At 68.6% G+C, this 18,737-nt stretch carries 15 protein-coding genes; 13 read left to right on the forward strand and 2 right to left on the reverse strand.

Annotation, left to right across the window (positions count from 1 at the left end; all coding sequences use genetic code 11):
* Positions 1-50: 50 nt before the first annotated feature.
* The gene (locus ACFU7D_RS12965) at positions 51-770 is read right to left on the reverse strand and encodes a hypothetical protein (protein ID WP_378867586.1); all 720 of its coding nucleotides are present in this window, start codon (positions 768-770) and stop codon (positions 51-53) included.
* A 475-nt stretch (positions 771-1,245) separates the two neighbouring features.
* Here ACFU7D_RS12965 and ACFU7D_RS12970 point away from each other — a divergent pair, with 475 nt between their 5' ends.
* The 9 genes from ACFU7D_RS12970 to ACFU7D_RS13010 are packed head-to-tail and all read left to right on the forward strand — an operon-like array spanning position 1,246 to position 12,205.
* Complete coding sequence (locus ACFU7D_RS12970) at positions 1,246-4,590, forward strand: DUF2126 domain-containing protein (RefSeq protein WP_378867588.1); 3,345 nt, start codon at positions 1,246-1,248, stop codon at positions 4,588-4,590.
* Positions 4,587-7,055 carry a circularly permuted type 2 ATP-grasp protein gene (locus ACFU7D_RS12975; protein WP_378867590.1) on the forward strand — a complete coding sequence of 823 codons (2,469 nt, stop codon included), beginning with the start codon at positions 4,587-4,589 and terminating at the stop codon, positions 7,053-7,055. The genes ACFU7D_RS12970 and ACFU7D_RS12975 overlap by 4 nt, the downstream gene beginning before the upstream one ends.
* Positions 7,056-7,070: 15 nt before the next feature.
* Complete coding sequence (locus ACFU7D_RS12980) at positions 7,071-7,649, forward strand: hypothetical protein (protein WP_378867592.1); 579 nt, start codon at positions 7,071-7,073, stop codon at positions 7,647-7,649.
* Between the two features lie 10 nt (positions 7,650-7,659).
* A complete protein-coding gene (locus ACFU7D_RS12985) occupies positions 7,660-8,559 on the forward strand; it encodes a transglutaminase N-terminal domain-containing protein (protein WP_378867594.1) in 900 nt (299 codons plus the stop codon).
* Positions 8,560-8,575: 16 nt separating this feature from the next.
* Complete coding sequence (locus ACFU7D_RS12990; protein ID WP_378867596.1) at positions 8,576-9,061, forward strand: hypothetical protein; 486 nt, start codon at positions 8,576-8,578, stop codon at positions 9,059-9,061.
* A 7-nt stretch (positions 9,062-9,068) separates the two neighbouring features.
* Entirely contained in the window at positions 9,069-10,070 is a 1,002-nt protein-coding gene (locus ACFU7D_RS12995) for a putative zinc-binding metallopeptidase (protein ID WP_378867598.1), read from the forward strand.
* Between the two features lie 53 nt (positions 10,071-10,123).
* Positions 10,124-10,735 carry a CDP-alcohol phosphatidyltransferase family protein gene (locus tag ACFU7D_RS13000; protein ID WP_378732394.1) on the forward strand — a complete coding sequence of 204 codons (612 nt, stop codon included), beginning with the start codon at positions 10,124-10,126 and terminating at the stop codon, positions 10,733-10,735.
* The gene (locus ACFU7D_RS13005; protein ID WP_378867600.1) at positions 10,732-11,193 is read left to right on the forward strand and encodes a hypothetical protein; all 462 of its coding nucleotides are present in this window, start codon (positions 10,732-10,734) and stop codon (positions 11,191-11,193) included. Before ACFU7D_RS13000 ends, ACFU7D_RS13005 begins: the two co-directional genes overlap by 4 nt.
* A gap of 37 nt (positions 11,194-11,230) precedes the next feature.
* Entirely contained in the window at positions 11,231-12,205 is a 975-nt protein-coding gene (locus ACFU7D_RS13010) for a glutathione S-transferase family protein (protein WP_378867602.1), read from the forward strand.
* Here the strand turns inward: ACFU7D_RS13010 and ACFU7D_RS13015 are convergent.
* Entirely contained in the window at positions 12,202-13,326 is a 1,125-nt protein-coding gene (locus tag ACFU7D_RS13015) for a DUF2855 family protein (protein WP_378867604.1), read from the reverse strand. The two genes, ACFU7D_RS13010 and ACFU7D_RS13015, sit on opposite strands and share 4 nt — an antisense overlap.
* A gap of 206 nt (positions 13,327-13,532) precedes the next feature.
* On the opposite strand from ACFU7D_RS13015, the gene pdhA reads away from it, so the two are divergent.
* The 4 genes from pdhA (at position 13,533) to ACFU7D_RS13035 (ending at position 18,685) form a co-directional block, all read left to right on the forward strand.
* Entirely contained in the window at positions 13,533-14,669 is a 1,137-nt protein-coding gene (pdhA, locus tag ACFU7D_RS13020) for a pyruvate dehydrogenase (acetyl-transferring) E1 component subunit alpha (protein WP_378867606.1), read from the forward strand.
* Positions 14,666-15,643, forward strand: coding sequence for an alpha-ketoacid dehydrogenase subunit beta (locus tag ACFU7D_RS13025; protein WP_378867608.1), 978 nt, complete (start codon positions 14,666-14,668; stop codon positions 15,641-15,643). The genes pdhA and ACFU7D_RS13025 overlap by 4 nt, the downstream gene beginning before the upstream one ends.
* Positions 15,637-16,968, forward strand: coding sequence for a dihydrolipoamide acetyltransferase family protein (locus ACFU7D_RS13030; RefSeq protein WP_378867610.1), 1,332 nt, complete (start codon positions 15,637-15,639; stop codon positions 16,966-16,968). Before ACFU7D_RS13025 ends, ACFU7D_RS13030 begins: the two co-directional genes overlap by 7 nt.
* A 115-nt stretch (positions 16,969-17,083) precedes the next feature.
* Positions 17,084-18,685: a calcium-binding protein gene (locus tag ACFU7D_RS13035; RefSeq protein WP_378867612.1), complete on the forward strand. Its 1,602-nt coding sequence runs from the start codon at positions 17,084-17,086 to the stop codon at positions 18,683-18,685.
* The last annotated feature ends 52 nt before the right edge of the window (positions 18,686-18,737 follow it).

Raw genomic sequence — 18,737 nt, forward strand, 5'->3', positions numbered from 1 at the left:
ACAGCATCGATGCTGCTGGACCTCTGCTCGTTGTGTGCGGGTGGGTGCTTCTACGGAAGCGGGATCGGAAGCTTCCCGAGGATCGTGCTGAGGAGGTCGGTCAGGATCGGACCGACGACCGGGAGGCTGTTGATGATGCCCAGCAGGCTGTCCGTGACGCCCGGGATCTCAGGCAGGCCCGGGATCGGGACGTCCGGGATCGGGACATCGGGGATCGGGACATCGGGGATCGGGACATCGGGGATCGGTACGTCCGGGACAGGTACGTCCGCGGCGGGAGTGTCCGCAGAGCTGTCCGGGGCGGGACCGTCCGGAAGGTCAGGGATTCCGGGACCCTCAGGGACGTCGGGGACATCCGGGACCGGGGTCTCGGGGACGTCAGGAACGTCCGGAACGTCCGGGGTCTTCGGAGTGCCGGGAACGTCCGGGGTCTCCGGTACGTCCGGGGTGCCAGGTACGTCCGGGGTCTCCGGTACGTCCGGGGTGCCAGGTACGTCCGGGGTGCCAGGTACGTCCGGGGTCTCCGGAACATCCGGGGTGCCAGGGACGTCCGGGGTCTCCGGAACATCCGGGGTGTCGGGAACGTCCGGGGTGTCGGGAACGTCCGGTACGTCCGGCGTACCCGGGTCGTCCGGGATCGGAGTGCCCGGAGTTCCGGGGACCGGCGGGTCAGGAATGGGCGGTGGAACAGGGCTGGCCATGACAGGTGCGGCGACCGTGGCCAGTGCGAGTCCAGCGACGACAGCGGCGATTCGAGTCCGAGAATTCACGAAATCTCCTTATGTTTGCTCTAAGGTCGTGCCGAATGAATCCTGAGGCGAATTGAAGTATCAAGTCAAGAACTTTCTTGAACTTATTGATTGCTATTCCTTCAGTCGATTCAGTGCCGTAAACTCATCTGATCGCAATTCACGAGCCATGAAGATCGAATCTGATCGCAAACGGGTCCAAACGGAGTCCTGGCAGGTGAAGAGCCCCGAGGTGGCGCGGTTGTGGTTGGAATAGGTCGTTGCGATATCGGTTCTCGGCGCCAATAGTGGTGGCCCGTTTCCCCAATTACCCCGTGGGGTAATTGGGGCAAGACGAAACGCGTTTACCACTCCATGGAATTCGATCCCATGGGGTTCTTGTCGTGGTAAGCCATGCCAAATTCGATGGCGCGTGAAGTCGAGATCGGATCCGATGGCCGGCGCCGACCCGGCGGTTCGTTACCCCGGGGCAACCTGGATCGGTCAGGCTTGGCCCATGTCGATCAAGGTTGCGCTCGAGCATCGGACCACCTACGAGTTCGCGCAGCCGGTGGGAGTTGGCCCGCACGTCGTACGCCTGCGCCCGGCGCCACACACCCGGACCCCGATCGAGGCCTACTCGCTCTCGGTGACGCCGGCGGCGCACTTCGTCAACTGGCAGCAGGACCCGTTCGGCAACTGGCTCGCGCGACTGGTCTTCCCGGAGAAGACCGACAAGCTCGAGGTCACCGTGGGGCTGGTCGCCGACATGGTGGTGATCAACCCGTTCGACTTCTTCGTGGAGGAGTACGCCGAGACCTTCCCCTTCGACTACGAGCCGCAGCTGAAGGCCGACCTGGCGCCCTACCTTCGCGACGTGGAGTCGGCGACGGCGGCCGACGCCTGGCGGCAGCGGCTGCCGGCCCTGCCCGAGGACGGCCTCCGCACCGTCGACTTCCTGGCGAGTGTCAACCAGGCGGTCAACGCGGACGTCGCCTACTCGGTGCGGATGGAGCCCGGCGTACAGACTCCCGACGAGACCCTGCGCCTGGGCATCGGCTCGTGCCGCGACTCGGCGTGGCTGCTGGTGTCCCTGCTGCGCCAGTACGGCCTCGCGGCCCGGTTCGTCTCCGGCTATCTGGTGCAGCTGGCCGCCGACCAGGAGTCGCTCGACGGCCCCTCCGGCCCGACCGAGGACTTCACCGACCTGCACGCGTGGTGCGAGGTGTTCGTCCCCGGAGCCGGCTGGATCGGGCTCGACCCGACGTCGGCCCTGTTCGCGGGTGAGGGCCACATCCCGCTCTCGGCGACCCCGCACCCCTCCTCCGCGGCTCCGATCGAGGGTGCCACCGACCCGGTCGAGGTCACCTTCTCCTTTGCCAACGAGGTCACCCGGATCCACGAGGACCCGCGGGTGACGCTGCCCTACACCGAGCAGGAGTGGGATCGCATCGACGCGCTCGGCGAGGCCGTCGACCGGCGTCTTCAGACCGAAGGCGTCGAGCTGACGATGGGCGGCGAGCCCACCTTCGTCTCTCTCGACGACCAGACCTCCGCCCAGTGGAACACCGACGCCGACGGCCCGCACAAGCGCGAGCTCGCCGCCGATCTGGCCGAACGCCTCCGCCGGGTCTACGGCCGAGGCGGCATCGTCCACCGCGGCCAGGGCAAGTGGTACCCCGGCGAACCCCTCCCGCGCTGGAACATCGACCTGCAGTGGCGTACGGACGGCGAGCCCCTGTGGAACGACCCCACCCTGTTCGCCGACCCCTGGGCGCAGAACGACCGTGTTGGTCTCGACACGCCTCCGCCTAGCGGCTCCGGCGGCTCGACCGACGGCGCCGCTGGTCGAGCCGCGAGCGCTAGCGAGCGTGTCGAGACCAACACAGTCGCCGTAGCGCAACGAATCGCGGGGATCCTGGGGCTGCCGGAGGAGCAGGTGTTCGCGGCGTACGAGGATCCGCTGGCGAAGATCGCGCAGGAGGTGCGGCAGCCGGAGGGACCGAAGCCTGATGATGCTGCGGATCGTGGCGACCTGAACGTCACCGAGCTCGACAAGGAGGTCACCGAGCCGGTCGGCTGGGTGATCCCGATCAACACCAACGACGGGGAGTGGACGAGCCCGCAGTGGCGGTTCCGGCGCGGACGGCTGGTGCTCGCGCCGGGGACGTCGGCGGTCGGGCTGCGGCTGCCGCTGGACTCGATCTCATGGCACGACCCGGAGTTCCAGGGCGAGCCTTCCTACCTGACCGCGGGCGAGCCGCTGGACCCCGAGATCCCGCAGGTGACCGTCACCGATCCCGACGAGGCGCCGACCACCGCGCTCGCGATCGAGGAGCGCGCCGGGCTGGTCCACGTGTTCCTGCCGCCGACCGACCGGCTGGAGGACTACGCGACCCTGCTCCGGGTGATCGAACAGGCTGTCTCCGAAGCCGGCACCAGCGTCGTGCTCGAGGGCTACGGCCCGCCGCCCGACGCGCGTCTGGCCAGGCTGACGGTCACCCCGGATCCCGGCGTGATCGAGGTCAACGTCCAGCCGACGGCGAGCTGGGCGGAGCAGCGCGAGCTGATCACCACGCTCTACGAGCAGGCCAGACAGGTCCGCCTGTCGACGGAGAAGTTCGACCTCGACGGCCTCCACACCGGCACCGGCGGCGGCAACCACCTGACCCTGGGTGGCCGGACCCCGGAGCGCAGCCCGCTGCTCCGCCGCCCCGATCTGCTGGCCAGCCTGATCCGCTACTGGCAGCGCCATCCCTCCCTCTCCTACCTCTTCTCCGGCCGCTTCATCGGCCCGACCAGCCAGGCACCGAGGTTCGACGAGGGCCGCCCGGAGGCGGTCTACGAGATGGAGATCGCCCTCCAGGAGGTCGCCCGGATCACCCGCGAGCACGCCGAGCCCCGTCCGTGGCTGATCGACCGCGCGCTGCGCCACCTGCTCACCGATCTGACCGGCAACACCCACCGCGCCGAGTTCTGCATCGACAAGCTCTACTCCCCGGACTCGTCCCGAGGGCGCCTCGGCCTCCTCGAGCTCCGCGGCTTCGAGATGCCGCCGCACCCGCAGATGGCTCTCCTCCAGTCCCTCCTGGTCAGGAGCCTGGTCGCCTGGTTCTGGGAGGAGCCGTACGAGGAGCCCCTGATCCGCCACGGAAGCGCCCTCCACGAGGACTTCCTGCTCCCGCAGGGGTGCCTGCGCGACATCGAGGAGGTCGTGGCCGACCTGCGCCGGCACGGGATCCCGTTCGAGTCGCAGTGGTTGGCGGCGTACGCGGAGTTCCGGTTTCCGCGGATCGGGTTCGCGCGCATGGCCCTGGACTCGACGACCAGTGTCGAGCTCGAGCTGCGGCAGGCGATCGAGCCGTGGAACGTGCTCGGTGAGGAGGCGACCGGCACCGGGACGGCTCGCTATGTCGACTCCTCGGTCGAGCGGGTCCAGATCTCGGCGAGAGGGATCGACCTCGACCGGCAGCTGGTGACGTGTCAGGGTGTTCCGGTGCCGCTGACCCCGACCTCCGTTCCGGATACCTTCTATGCAGGTGTCCGGTTCAAGGCATGGAGCCCGTGGTCGAGCCTGCACCCGAGCATCGACGCCCAGGCGCCGCTCCACTTCGACGTCGTCGACATCGCCTCCGAGACCAGCCTCGGTGGCGCGACCTACCACGTCGTGCACCCGGGCGGCCGCAGCTACGACCATCCGCCGGTGAACGCCAACGAGGCCGAGGCACGGCGCGCGAGCAGGTTCGAGGCGCGCGGCCACACCTCCGGACGGCTGGACATCGCGGAGATGCGCGAGCGCGCGGCCCGGGCCACGACTCCTGACAACCCGCACACTCTCGATCTCCGACGGGCGGTGCGGTGACCGTCCTTCGCGAGTACGCCGACGCCCTCGGCCTCCTCGACGCGACCGACCAGCCCTACGACGAGGTCGTCGGGCCCGACGGCACCCTGCGCCCGGCCTGGAAGCCGATGGCCGAGACGGCGGTCTCGATCACGCCGGCCACGCTGAGCCGGATCGGCCACGACGTCGAGCGGTTCCTCGCCGACGACGGGGTCACCTACCTGCGCCCCGGCACCAAGCCCGAGCCCTGGCGGCTCGACCCGGTGCCGCTCGTCATCGACCCGGCCCAGTGGCGCATCCTCGAGGTCGGCCTGGCCCAGCGTGCCGAGCTGCTCAACACGATCCTGGTCGACCTCTACGGCCCCCAGCGACTCCTGGCCGACGGGATCGTCCCGGCCGCGGTGATCTTCGGTCACCACGGCTTCCATCGCGTCGCCGCCCGGGCCAGCAACCACGACCCGCGACCGCTGGTGCTGGCCGCCACCGACCTCGGCCGCACGCCCGACGGTGAGTGGCGCGTCCTCGCCGACCGCACCCAGGCCCCCTCCGGGATCGGCTATGCGATGGAGAACCGCCGCGTGATCAGCCGGGTGCTCCCCGAGCTCCATCGCGACGCCGGGCTGCACCGGATGGAGCCTTACTTCGCGGCTCTCCGGTCGGCCCTCCTCGAGTCTGCACCCGGGGACCAGGCCGACCCCAGGGTCGTCGTCCTGTCCCCGGGCACCCACTCCGAAACCGCCTATGACCAGGCATTTCTCGCCTCGACCCTGGGTTTCCCGCTGGTCCAGGGTGCCGACCTGACCGTCCGCAACGGCGAGGTCCTCATGCGTGGCCACGGCGATCGGCTGGAGCGGGTCGACGTCATCCTGCGTCGCGTCGACGCGACCTGGTCCGACCCCCTCGAGCTCCGCGGCGACAGCCAGCTCGGCGTGGCCGGCCTGATCGAGGCCGTACGCCGCGGCAACGTGCGCGTGGTCAACGGGTTCGGGGCCGGCGTACTCGAGAACCCGGGGCTCGCGCCCTACCTCCCCGCTGCCTGCGAGGCACTGCTCGGCGAGCCGCTGCGGCTCGCGTCGCTCGGCACCTGGTGGTGCGGCGACCCGGCCCAGCGGGTGGAGGTCGAGCGGCGGCTGGACGCCGGGGACCTGGTGGTGCGCACGCTCGAAGGTGCCATCGTCACCGGCACCCCGGAGGAGCTCCGCACCAAGATCGCCACCGACCCCTACCGCTTCGTCGGGCAGGAGAGGATCACGCTCTCCCAGGCCCCGACCTGGGCGGAAGGGCGCGGCGCGGTCGGCCGGCCGCTGACGCTGCGTACGTTCTCGCTCCGCTACGGCTCGGCCTACCGCCCGCTGGTCGGCGGACTGGCCTCGATCCGGGCCGACGAGACCGGCCTGCCGCCGTGCAGCAAGGACGTCTGGGTGCTCAAGGAGTCGCCGCAGGACGCCGACCAGGGCCTGGCCGACGTGCTGCCGATGACCCACACGCGCTCGGTCACGGTGCTCGTCCCGCGAGCGCTCGAGGACATGTACTGGTCGGGTCGCTACGCGGAGCGTGCCGAGGACCTCATCCGGCTCATCCTGGCCACGCACGTGCTCGCCGAAGACTTCAGGACCAGGCCGCGTACGTCCGGCGGCATCAGCCTCGAGGTGATGCTCAGCGCGCTCGACCGGCTGGGCGGCCACGGCCCGGCGGATGCCGATATCGACGCCGAGTTCCGGTCCATGCTGCTGGACGCCGACCGGCCGGGGTCGGCGGCGCAGTCGCTGGCCGGGATGCGCCAGGCCTTCAGCGGCGTACGCGACCAGCTCAGCCCCGACATGTGGCGGATCTTCTCCTCGACCGACCGGGCCGCCGAGGAGCTCCGGGTCAACCCGCACTCGCACCAGATCGCCGAGTCGGGCGCCGAGACGCTGCACGGCATCCTGGCGATGCAGGGGATCGTGGCGAGCATGATCCGCGACGAGGGCTACCACTCGATCCGGCTGGGCCGGTTCCTGGAGCGCGCCATGCAGATCTGCCAGCTCCTGCGCGCCACCACGACCGTCCGCCGCGGTCTCGAGGTCGATCGCGCGGTGCTCAACGCCGTCCTCGCCTCCGCCGAGTCCGCGGTCACCCACCGCCGCCGCTACCGGGGCTACGTACGCACCGGGGGAGTCCTCGACCTGCTGATCATGGACCGCGACAACCCGCGCTCGCTCGCCTTCTGTCTGAACGAGCTGCGGCTCCACCTCACCCAGCTGCCCGGCTCGACCGGCTCCTCCCGCCCGGAGCGGCTCCTCGACGACATCACCGACATGCTCGACCGCACCGAGGTCGCCGGCCTCGTCGCCATCGGCGGCGTCGGCCGCCCCAACCTGGAGTCCTTCCTCGACCAGGTCCACGCCCAGCTCGTCCGCCTCGCCGAGGCCATCAGCGACGTCCACTTCGCCACCGGCCCCGCCCCCCAGCCCCTCAACGCCCTCCCGGCGCAATCGCTCACTTGAGCATAGGTTGGTGGCATGGACAGTACGTCTGACCGCCAGCCTCAGGAGCCGTTCCCCCGCCCGCCGCGCGGCCGACGTGTGGTCTGGGCGGGGAAAGGGCGACCGGCCGTGGAAAGTGCTCCGTTCGCGCTTCCGGGCGTTGTCACAGAGGACTTGCCCGACGGCTGGACGTTCGTGTCGTGGCTCGACAAGGACGGCTGGTACAGCCCTGACGCGGTCTACGAGGTCAAGAATCTTCGAGTGGTCCCCGAAGCCGAGTTCAACGATGCTGTCCGTGCTGTTCGTGGCAGGACAGACTGGCAGGGGATCGCCCACGACATCGTGGGCGATCCGGAACCGTCGCCGTACGTCGTAGGTGCCACGGTCATGTGGCTGGGGCCGGTGCTCGGGGACAAGGACTGGGACCCGGACAACGATGCCTGGAGGTTGGCGGTGTTCGGCAGCGCATCGGGGCCGCCGATTCGTGGCCATCGGGGTCGAATCGTCGAGGTCTCGCAGAGCGGGGCGCTTCGCGTGCGGTGGATCGACGAGGATGGCGAATTCGAAGGACGAGGCTTCGTCGACCCCGGCGACGTGGCGGTTGGATCGGGATAGCATCCCGCGGGTGAGATACCGGGTCAGCCACACGACGACGTACTCCTATGACGAGGATGTCACCAACTCGTTCGGCATCGCCCATGTCACCCCGCGGGAGCTGCCGCACCAGCGCGTCGAGACCACTGACGTAGACATCACTCCAGCACCCGCGGACCAGTCGAGCGACGTCGACTTCTACGGGAACACGGTGACGTACTTCCAGGTCCTCGAGCCGCACCAGCGGCTCGAGATCGCGGCGGTCTCCGAGGTCGAGGTCAGCACCCCGGTCTATGACGAGGCGAGCTTCGACCAGCCGTGGGAGCGGGCGCGGCCGCTGGTCGACCCGGGCCTTCCGGGCGCGTGGCGGGCGGCCGACCTGGCGGTGGCCTCGCCGCTCGTGGAGCACACCCGGGAGGCGTACGACTTCGGTGCCGTCTCTTTGACCGAGCAGCGCCCGCTCGTGGAGGCGGCGGAGGATCTGATGCATCGGATCCATGCCGGGTTCGACTACGACGACACCGCCACGACGGTCACCTCGACGATCCCGGAGATCTTCGAGGCGCAGGGAGGCGTCTGCCAGGATTTTGCTCACCTGATGTTGGCCTGTTTCCGAGCGCACGGGCTCGCGGCCCGCTATGTTTCCGGCTACCTCGCCACCACTCCTCCGCCGGGGAAGCCGCGGCTCGTCGGAGCCGATGCCTCCCATGCCTGGGTGGAGGTGTGGGTCCCCAGCCAGAGCGGCGCGGGGACGGGCCAGTGGCTCGCCCTCGACCCGACCAACGACACCAGGGCCGACGATCGCTACGTGAGCGTCGCCTGGGGCCGTGACTATGCCGATGTGCCTCCTGTGAAGGGGGTCATCTACACCGAAGCCACCACCTCGACCTTGACCGTCTCGGTCGATGTGGCCCCCGACCAGCAGGAGTGAAGTTACGGTGTTGCTCGTGGGACAGCCTCCGCAGCGGGCGAGCATCGTGACCCGCGGCAGCCGCTGGCGTCGCGGAGTACGCATCTCCGGACTGCTGGTGGTCGCCGCGGCTCTCGCCGCGCTCTCGCTCTGGTGGCTCGCGCGAGGCTCGGGTCCGGCCGAGGTCACCCGGGACTTCCTGGAGACGACCTCGGTCGCCACGCTCTACGAGCTCGCCTCCGAGGAGGGCGATGGGATCCTCGACGGTGGGGGCGCCAACGACATGGTGCGGGTCGCGGAGGGGAAGCGGACCTACTCCGACCCCAGCCCGCAGACGCTGACCAGGACCCTCGCGTTCCAGGAAGCCGTCGTCGAAGGTTCGCGCGCCATCGTCGGGGTGAGGGTCTCGTACGAAGCCGAGGACGGCAGCACCGTTCCGGATGACGGGTTGGTGGTCTGGCTGGCCAAGGTCGGCGACCACTGGCGCGTCACCGACTGGAAGGTCGTGGCCGCCAGCGGATGATGGTGGCATGAGAGCGTTCACCTGTCGGGAGTGTGGCAACCGCCTCTACTTCGAGAACTCGGCGTGCGTCTCGTGTGGCACCCGGCTCGCCTACTCCCGCGAGGAGCGCGCGATCGTCCCGGTCTCACCCGAGGGCAGGTACGTCGACAGCGACGGCTACGTCTGGTGGGTCTGTGCGAACACGCTCGAGACGGGATGCACCTGGCTGGCCCGCATCGAGGGCGGGATCTGCTTCGCCTGCGAGCTGACCCGGACCCGGCCCAACGACGCCGCACCCGAGTTCGTCCAGCAGCAGTACTCCCTTGCTGAGCAGGCGAAACGTCATCTCGTGGTCGAGCTCGACACCCTCGGTCTGGAGATCCGGACCAAGGCCGAGGACCCTGACGAGGGGCTCACCTTCGACCTGCTGGCCAGCGACGGCGTCGCGTCCACCTCCGATGTGGTCATCGGTCACGACGGCGGCGTGATCACGATCGACCTGGCCGAGTCCGACGACGCCTACCGTGAGCACGTCCGGGCCACCCTCGACGAGCCCTACCGCACCCTGCTGGGCCACTTCCGGCACGAGGTCGGCCACTACTACGAGTGGCAGCTGGTCCGCGGGCCCGAGCTGATGGAGCGGTGCACCGAGGTCTTCGGCGACGAGTCGGTCTCCTACGAGGAGTCGCTGCAGCGCCACTACTCCGAGGGCCCGCCTGCCGGCTGGACCGAGAACTACATCTCGACCTACGCCACCATGCACCCCTTCGAGGACTTCGCCGAGACCTGGGCCCACTACCTGCACATCCGCGACACGCTCGGGTCCGCGGCGGCGTACGGGCTCGCCGACCCGGTGCCCACCGAGATGCCGTTCCGGCAGGTCGTCACCGACATCTGGGTGCCCCTCTCGGCCGCGCTGAACGTGATCAACCGGTCGATGGGTCACGACGACCTGTACCCCTTCGTCATCCCGCCGGCGGTCCTGGACAAGCTCGACTTCGTGGCCTCGTTGGTGCGCGACGCGGGCTGAGCCGCGGGCCGATTCCGGCGGCCGATGCGTATCGGCACTCTATGCTCCGGACCATGACCGATACCGCCGTCGTCCCCGACGCCAAGGAGCGCGCCCGCCCCGAGTCGGAACGACTGTGGACGTCTGCAACCGTGATCACGTTCGTACGCACCATCGCGGCGGTCGTGCTGGCGGCGAGCGCCGCGTATCAGGAGAGCCTGAAGCTCCTGGTCATCGCGCTGGTCGTCTACTGGGTCGGGGACAGCCTCGATGGGGCGGTCGCCCGATGGCGTGATGAGGAGACGCGGATCGGCGGGGTGCTCGACATCTTCTCCGACCGTCTCTGCGCGGCGGCGTTCTACGTCGGGCTGGCGTTCCTGCAGCCGGACCTGTCGCCGGCGATCTTCGTCTACCTGGTGGAGTTCATGGTGATCGACTGCTTTCTCTCGATCTCCTACCTGGCCTGGCCGATCAAGAGCCCGAACTACTTCTATGTCATCGACCGGACGCTGTGGCGGTGGAACTGGTCCCACCCGGGCAAGGCGGTCAACTCGGGGCTCTTCGCGATCCTGCTGCTGGTCACCGGCTGGATGTGGGTGGGTCTGGTGATCGCCACGGCCCTGCTGGTCATGAAGTGCGTCTCGCTGGGACGGCTTCTCAGGATCGGCCTGCCCGTGCCTCGATGAGACTTCTGATCGGCACGCTCCTCTTCTGTCTCGGCTCGGCGCTCATCCCGGTGATGAACGCCGAGGCGTACCTCTCCGTCGTCGCCCAGAACTCTGACTGGTGGCCGGCGCTGCTCGGATTCGTCGCCGGGCTCGGCCAGACCGGCGGCAAGGTGGTCTGGTACTACGCCGGCCGTGGATCCACCAACATCCCGTGGATCAGGAAGAAGCTCGAGTCGCCCAAGTGGCAGGACTCCTACGACCGTTGGTACGCGCGGACCTCAGGGCGCCCGGCTCTGGCCACCGCACTCCTGGCCACGTCGGGCCTCTCCGGCTTTCCGCCGCTCGCGGTGATGGCGGTGCTGTTCGGCGCCTTGCGGTTCAACCTGCCGATCTTCACGCTCACGGTGCTCATCTCCCGTGCGCTGCGGTTCTGGGTGATCCTGGAGGCCGCGGGCCTCGCCTGGAGATTCCTCTGATCCGCTTCAGGATTCAACCACCACGTAGGGTGAGCCCATGCGGGAGAAGGCGACCTACGTCGAGCCAGGTAACGAGTTCAACCGGGACATGAACTACATCCCGGACCGGATCACGCGAGACGCGCGGGAGCCCGAGTTCGGGCCGAGCGACGTGCCGTTGTGGCCGGTCGAGCCGGGCCGCTACCGACTGGTCGCGGCCGCCGCCTGCCCGTGGGCCAATCGGGCGATCATCGTCCGCAACCTGCTCGGGCTCCAGGACGTCATCTCCCTCGGCCTCGCCGGCCCGACGCACGACGCCCGGTCGTGGACCTTCGACCTCGACCCCGGCGGCGTCGACCCGGTGCTGGGCATCGAGCGCCTGCAGCAGGCCTACTTCGCCCGCTATCCCGACTACCCGCGCGGCATCACGGTGCCGGCGATCGTCGAGGAGGCCACCGGCAAGGTCGTCACCAACGACTTCCCGTGGATCACCCACGACTTCTTCCACGAGTGGACCGACTTCTTCGCCGCCGACGCTCCCGACCTGTGGCCGCGCGCGCTGCGTGAGGAGATGGACGAGGTCGACAAGCGTGTCTTCACCGAGGTCAACAACGGGGTCTACCGATGTGGCTTCGCCGGTTCCCAGGAGGCGTACGACGCGGCCTATGCCCGTCTTTTCGCTGCTCTCGACTGGCTCGAGGAGCGGCTCTCCGGGCAGCGCTACCTGGTCGGCGACCAGCTCACCGAGTCCGACATCCGGCTGTTCACGACGCTGGCCCGCTTCGACGCCGTCTACCACGGCCACTTCAAGTGCAACCGGCAGAAGCTCGTCGAGCTCCCCGCCCTGTGGGCCTACGCGCGCGACCTCTACCAGACCCCCGGGATCGGCGAGACCCTCGACTTCCCGCAGATCAAGCAGCACTACTACATCGTCCACACCGACCTGAACCCCACCCAGATCGTGCCGGCCGGTCCCGACCTCTCCGGTTGGGACGAGCCGCACGGGCGCGAGTCGCTCGGCCCAGATCACTAGTCGGTGCGTGGCCGTGTCGCGGTGATCAACCCGCGTTTGGGGAGGAAGATGTGGCCGACGGCGGGGTCCGTCGATCCGTCGTGGAAGCCGGCGATGACGGCCGGGGCGTCCTCGAGGCCGGTGTGCTCGAGCAGCGTGATCGATGGCTGCTCCGTACCTCCCGCACGCTCGAGGAAGTCACGCTCGTCGCGGCGATAGCGCTGCATGAACGCGCGCGACTGGCCGTCGGCCTTGTAGGCGTCGAGCTGGAGGGCTGCGAAGAAGAAGACCGGAGCCGGTCCCACGAGGCTCTTGTCCTCCTCGGGGAAACCGTCGGCCTGAGTCGACCCGATGAGGCAGTCGAATGCGAGCCGGTCACCGAAGTGCTCGTGAACCCGGCGGCGCAGGGCAGGGTCGCCTGAGAGGTCGACATAGACGGTTCGCTTGGTGCTGTCGATCGCCGTCAGATCGGCGTACTCGTGTGCTGCGGCGTAGTGGCCGAGGCCCTTCACGAAGTCGATGTTGCGGGCCGAGGTGAGCGCGATCTTCTCGGCCGGTGAGTCGGCGAGGCAGTAGGCGGTGCCGTACGCCGTCTTGCTCGAGGCGCTCGAGATCACGAACTGCTCGGCGTCGAAGAAGTCGCGATCACGGAGGTAGTCGGCAGCGGTGTAGGAGGTGATGAACAGAGCACGGAAGATGGCGGTGAGGCTGTCCAGGCGTGGATCGGAGTCCCGGGGTTCGAACTCGTAGAGGTTGTAGACCTGAGGCGTCCCGGTGCGGTGTTCGGCGCCGTCGACGAAGCTGCGGGAGGTGACCGACGTCGGTCGCATCGTCAGCTGGGTCGCGATGGGGAAGTAGCCGAAGACTCGCGTTCCCACGGGGAGGTCGGACGCCCTCGACTCGACGATCTCGGCGTGCCCCCACGCCGGCATGCAGCCGTACCCGGGCTGCTCCGCCGGGAACAGATTCCAGTAGCCCAGGGTGTCGCCGTAGACCGCGTAGGTCATGTTGTTCGTCGTGAGAGCGATGCGTTCGATCCGCGCCGACACCTCACCCTCGTCGAGCTGCTGTGCCGGGATGTCCACCAGATCAGCCACGCCGAGGTCACTCTTGAGCGACTCCACTCGGGCATATCGAGTCATCGGTTCCTCATCTCCTGGGGCTGGGGCGATCGCGTCCGCCAAACTTACTAAGCGCTTGCTTAGGTGTCTACCGTCTCTTCGCGTTCACTCGAGCCCGTTCCTCCCCCTGGGCGGGTACCGTTTGGCTATGCCGATGTGCCACGGATCACAAGCCCGTGATCGGCGTAGCCAGCGGTGGCAACCCCACCCCGTGTGAAGGAAGTGTGATGACTGAATTTCTGGATCCGAGTCCCAGCCACACCGACATGGTGCAGTTGCTGAACCCCGAAGGAGAACGGGTCTCGCACCCGGACTTCGAGTTCTCACCCGACCGACCTGAGGACGAGGCCGTACGCGGCTTCTACCGCGACATGGTGCTGACCCGCCGCCTCGACGTCGAGGCCACCGCGCTGCAGCGTCACGGCGAGCTGGGCCTGTGGGCACAGCTGCTGGGCCAGGAGGCGGCGCAGATCGGTGCGGCCCGCGCGCTCGCACCCCAGGACTTCGTCTTCCCGACCTACCGCGAGCACGGTGTGGCCTGGTGCCGCGACGTCGACCCGATGCAGCTGCTCGGGCTCTTCCGGGGCACCGACCAGGGTGGCTGGGACCCCAACGAGCACAACTTCGGGCTCTACACGATCGTCATCGGCGCCCAGACGCTGCACGCGACCGGCTATGCGATGGGCGTGCAGATGGACGGCCTCGTCGGCACCGGCGACCCGACCCGCGACACCGCCGTCGTGGCCCACTTCGGTGACGGCGCCTCCTCGCAGGGCGACGTCAACGAGGCGATGGTCTTCGCCGCCTCCTACAACGCCCCGGTCGTCTTCTTCTGCCAGAACAACCAGTGGGCCATCTCCGAGCCGGTCGAGCAGATGGTCAAGGTGCCGCTCTACAAGCGCGCCCAGGGCTTCGGCTTCCCCGGGATCCGCGTGGACGGCAACGACGTGCTGGCGACGTACGAGGTGATGAAGTCGGCGCTCAAACGGGCCCGTGAGGGTGGTGGGCCGACGATGATCGAGGCCTACACCTACCGGATGGGTGCCCACACGACCACCGACGACCCGACCCGCTACCGGGTCTCCGACGAGGTCGAGGCGTGGAAGCTCAAGGACCCGATCGCCCGGGTCGAGGCCTATCTGCGCCGCGGCGGTGGCGCGTCGACCTCCTTCTTCGCCAAGGTGGAGGCGGAGGCCGAGGAGTTCGGTGAGCGCCTGCGCGCCGGGATCCACGCCCTGCCCGAGCCCGATCCCGTACGCCTCTTCGACAACGTCTACACCGAGCTGCCGCCGGAGCTGCAGGAGCAGCGTGACGGCTACGCGGCGTACCTCTCCTCCTTCGAGCCCGAGGGGGCCTCCCGATGACCAAGATGACGCTGGCCAAAGCGCTCAACGCCGGGCTCCGGCGAGCGATGGAGGACGACGACAAGGTCGTCCTGATGGGTGAGGACATCGGCCGGCTGGGCGGTGTCTTCCGGATCACCGACGGGCTGCAGAAGGACTTCGGCGAGGCGCGGGTCATCGACACGCCGCTGGCCGAATCGGGGATCGTCGGCACGGCGGTCGGGCTCGCGCTGCGGGGTTACCGGCCGGTGGTGGAGATCCAGTTCGACGGGTTCGTCTACCCGGCCTACGACCAGATCGTGTCGCAGGTGGCGAAGTTCCACTATCGAAGTGGTGGGCGGGTCGCGATGCCGATGGTCATCCGGATCCCGTTCGGCGGCGGCATCGGTGCCGTCGAGCACCACAGCGAGTCGCCGGAGGCGCAGTTCGCGCACACCCCTGGTCTCAAGGTGGTGGCCTGCTCGGATCCGGTCGACGCCTACTGGATGATCCAGCAGGCGATCTCGCATCCGGACCCGGTGATCTTCCTGGAGCCGAAGCGGCTCTACCACTCGACCAAGGCCGAGGTCGACGTCGACGCCACGCCTGGTCCGCTGTTCGCGTCCCGGGTGACGCGGCCCGGCACCGACCTGACGATGCTGGCCTACGGGCCGACGGTGAAGACCGCGCTGACCGCCGCGGAGGCGGCGGCGGGGGAGGGCAAGTCGGTCGAGGTGATCGACCTGCGGGCGCTCTCGCCGCTCGATATGGCGCCGGTCTACGAGTCGGTGCGGCGTACCGGCCGTGCCGTCGTCGTCCACGAGGCCCACGTCAACCTCGGCCTCGGCGCCGAACTCGCCGCCCGGATCACCGAGACCTGCTTCCACTCGCTGGAGGCGCCGGTCCTGCGGGTCGGTGGGTTCGACACGCCCTACCCGCCGGCCCGGGCGGAGGAGTACTTCCTCCCCGACCTCGACCGGGTCCTCGACGCCGTCGACAGGAGCCTGGCATGGTGAACGAGTTCCGCCTTCCGGACGTGGGTGAAGGCCTCACCGAGGCCGAGATCGTCGAGTGGCACGTCGCTGTCGGCGACGTCATCAAGGTCAACGACCCCGTCTGCGACATCGAGACCGCCAAGTCCGTCGTCGAGCTCCCCTCGCCCTACGCCGGGGTCGTCCAGGAGCTGCTCGTCGAGGTCGGCACCGAGGTCCAGGTCGGCACCCCGATCATCCGCATCGGCGACTCCCTCGCCGAGACGTCGGCCCCGTCGCCCGAGACGTCGGCCCCGTCGCCCGAGACGTCGGCCCCGTCGCACGAGGCGTCAGTCCCGTCGCCCGAGACGTCAGCCCCTGAGTCGGAGGAGCACGAGAAGCCGCTGACGCTGGTCGGCTACGGCTCCAAGGAAGACGCAGTCGTACGCCGCACCCGCACCGTCTCCGCCCCGGCCGCCGCCGCGGGCACCGGTGTGCTGGCCAAGCCGACTGCCCGAAAAGCCGCCCGGGACCGCGGGATAGATCTATCCGGCGTCACGCCCGCTCGGGAAGACGGCGTGATCACGACCGCGGATCTCGACTCTGCTGGTTTCGACACGGTCTCCTTCGTACCTCAGGAGCCCGGCTCAACCAGCGGGGGCGGTGAGCGTCGCGAGCCGATCAAGGGTCTGCGCAAGCAGATGGGCCAGGCGATGGTCGACTCCGCGTTCACGCTGCCGCACGTGACCATCTGGACGACGATCGACGTGACCCGTACGTCCGACCTGGTCGCCGGCCTCAAGGCCAACCGCGACTTCGCCGAAGTCCGCGTCAGCCCCCTGCTGGTCGTGGCCAAGGCGACGCTGCTGGCGATGCGACGTACCCCGATCATCAACTCCTGGTGGGACGAGGCCGCCCAGGAGATCGTGTTCAAGGAGTACGTCAACCTCGGCATCGCCGCCGCGACCCCGCGAGGTCTGCAGGTGCCGAACGTCAAGGGCGCCGACCGGATGTCCCTGGTCGAGCTGGGCGCCGCGATCAACGAGCTCACCGACGTCGCGCGCACCGGAAAGACCCCGCCGGCCGACCAAGCCGGCGGCACGTTCACGATCACCAACATCGGTCCGTTCGGCATCGACGGCGGCGCCCCGATCATCAACCCGGGCGAGTCCGCGATCCTCTCCGTCGGTGCGATCAAGCGCCAGCCCTGGGTGGTCGGCGAAGGTGACGACGAGCGCATCGAGCCGCGCGACGTCTGCACCCTCGCGCTCAGCTTCGACCACCGCCACATCGACGGCGAAGCGGGCTCCCGCTTCCTCGCAGACGTGGCGCGGATCGTCGGCGACCCGAGCGCGGCCCTGTTGTTCTGACCCCCGTTCGACAATCGCCCCACAGAACCTCAATTCGCTACCCGACCGGGTATCGGATCTGGCACCATCCTCAGGCCCGCGCTGACGCGGGCCTGAGGATCTTCTGGAGGCAGGAATGGTGCTCCTGACGGGGCGCACGCTGCTTGCCGGGATCGTCGCGATGGCCGCCTCGGCGACCGTACTCGTGGCGACTCCCGCGAGCGCGGCGACAACATCCACCGGCGTACGCTGCACGATCGTCGGCACATCCGGCGGTGACGTCTTGAAGGGCACGTCTCGCCGCGACGTCATCTGCGGCCGGGGTGGCGGCGACATCATCTACGCCAAGGGTGGCGACGATCTCGTCGACGCCGGATCGGGCGGGGATCACGTCTACGCCGGCTACGGCGCCGACCGGGTGCTCGGCGGGAGCGGCGAGGACTGGATCCATGGTGATGGCGGTCCGGACAGCCTCAATGGCGGCACCGGACAGGACAACATCTGGGGCGAGGACGGCGGTGACGTCATCTCCGGTGGCGACCACTTCGACGTGATCTCCGGCGGGGCAGGGGCGGACCGCATCTACGGGGGCGCCGGCGGGGACAGCATCAACGGCGGGACGAGCGGAGACGCGATCTCCGGAGGCACAGGATCCGACTCCATCAGCGGCGCAGACGGCAACGACTCGGTCTCCGGCGGAGACGGCAACGACCGGATTGCCGGCAACGACGGCGACGACCAGCTCCATGGGAACAACCACCTGGACACCGTCAGCGGTGGGGCGGGTCAGGACCGGCTCTGGGGCGACAGTGGTGACGACACCCTCAACGGTGGCGACGGCAACGACAAGCTGACCGGTGGGACCGGAGTGGACGACGTCCACGGCAATGCCGGCACCAACACCTGCTACTACGACGTCTACGACATCTTGAGCGGCTGTGGCTACGACAAGGCTCCGCCGAGCATCGCGTCCGTCACAGCGTCTCCGTCGACCGTCGACACCACTTCGGCGGACGCGAAGGTGAAGGTGCGAGTGCACGCGACGGACGACCTCAGTGGCGTCAAACGGATCCAGGGCCATTTCGTGGCCTCTTCCGTCAACGGCTCCATCTACATGGCCACCATGTCCCTCGTATCCGGTGGCACCCGAGACGGATGGTGGGAGTACGTCCTCACCGTTCCGCGGTGGACGCCGGCCGGGCCGATGGAATTGCAGTTGTGGGTCATGGATCGTCATGGGCGCGAGGTCGGGCTCACTCGCGACATCCTGACCATCACGAACACGGATCCTGACTCCGATGTACCCACGGTGAGCATCTCAGCGCTCACGCCGACGAGCATCGATGTCAGGACGGCGTCGAAGAAGGTCAAGGTGTCGGCCCGGGTCCGTGATGCCAAGTCCGGAGTGGATAGCGTCGGTATCTGCCTTACGCGACCGGGAACTCCCGCGCCTTCGGATCCTTTCTACATCAGCGTCGCCTGTGAAGAGTCGGTCACGCGTACGTCCGGGACGGTTCGAGACGGAGTCTGGACCACGTACCTCACGATTCCGAAGGGATCGGTCGGTGGTGTCTACAACGTCGATGTCTACGTCGAGGACCGCATTGGCAACGTTGCCGATTGGATGGGCCCGGAGGCGTACAAGCAGTTCGTGAACAGCGGCGGGAGTTGGCCCGTCGAGGTGTACGAGCTCAACGCTGCGATGAGCCGACTCCGGGTGCAGGGCACCGCCGGGTAGTACGGACCTGCCGAGACGTCAGCAACGCCGGTCGAGTGGGCACCTCGGTGCC

This window comes from Nocardioides sp. NPDC057577, assembly GCF_042801335.1.
Lineage (GTDB): Bacteria > Actinomycetota > Actinomycetes > Propionibacteriales > Nocardioidaceae > Nocardioides.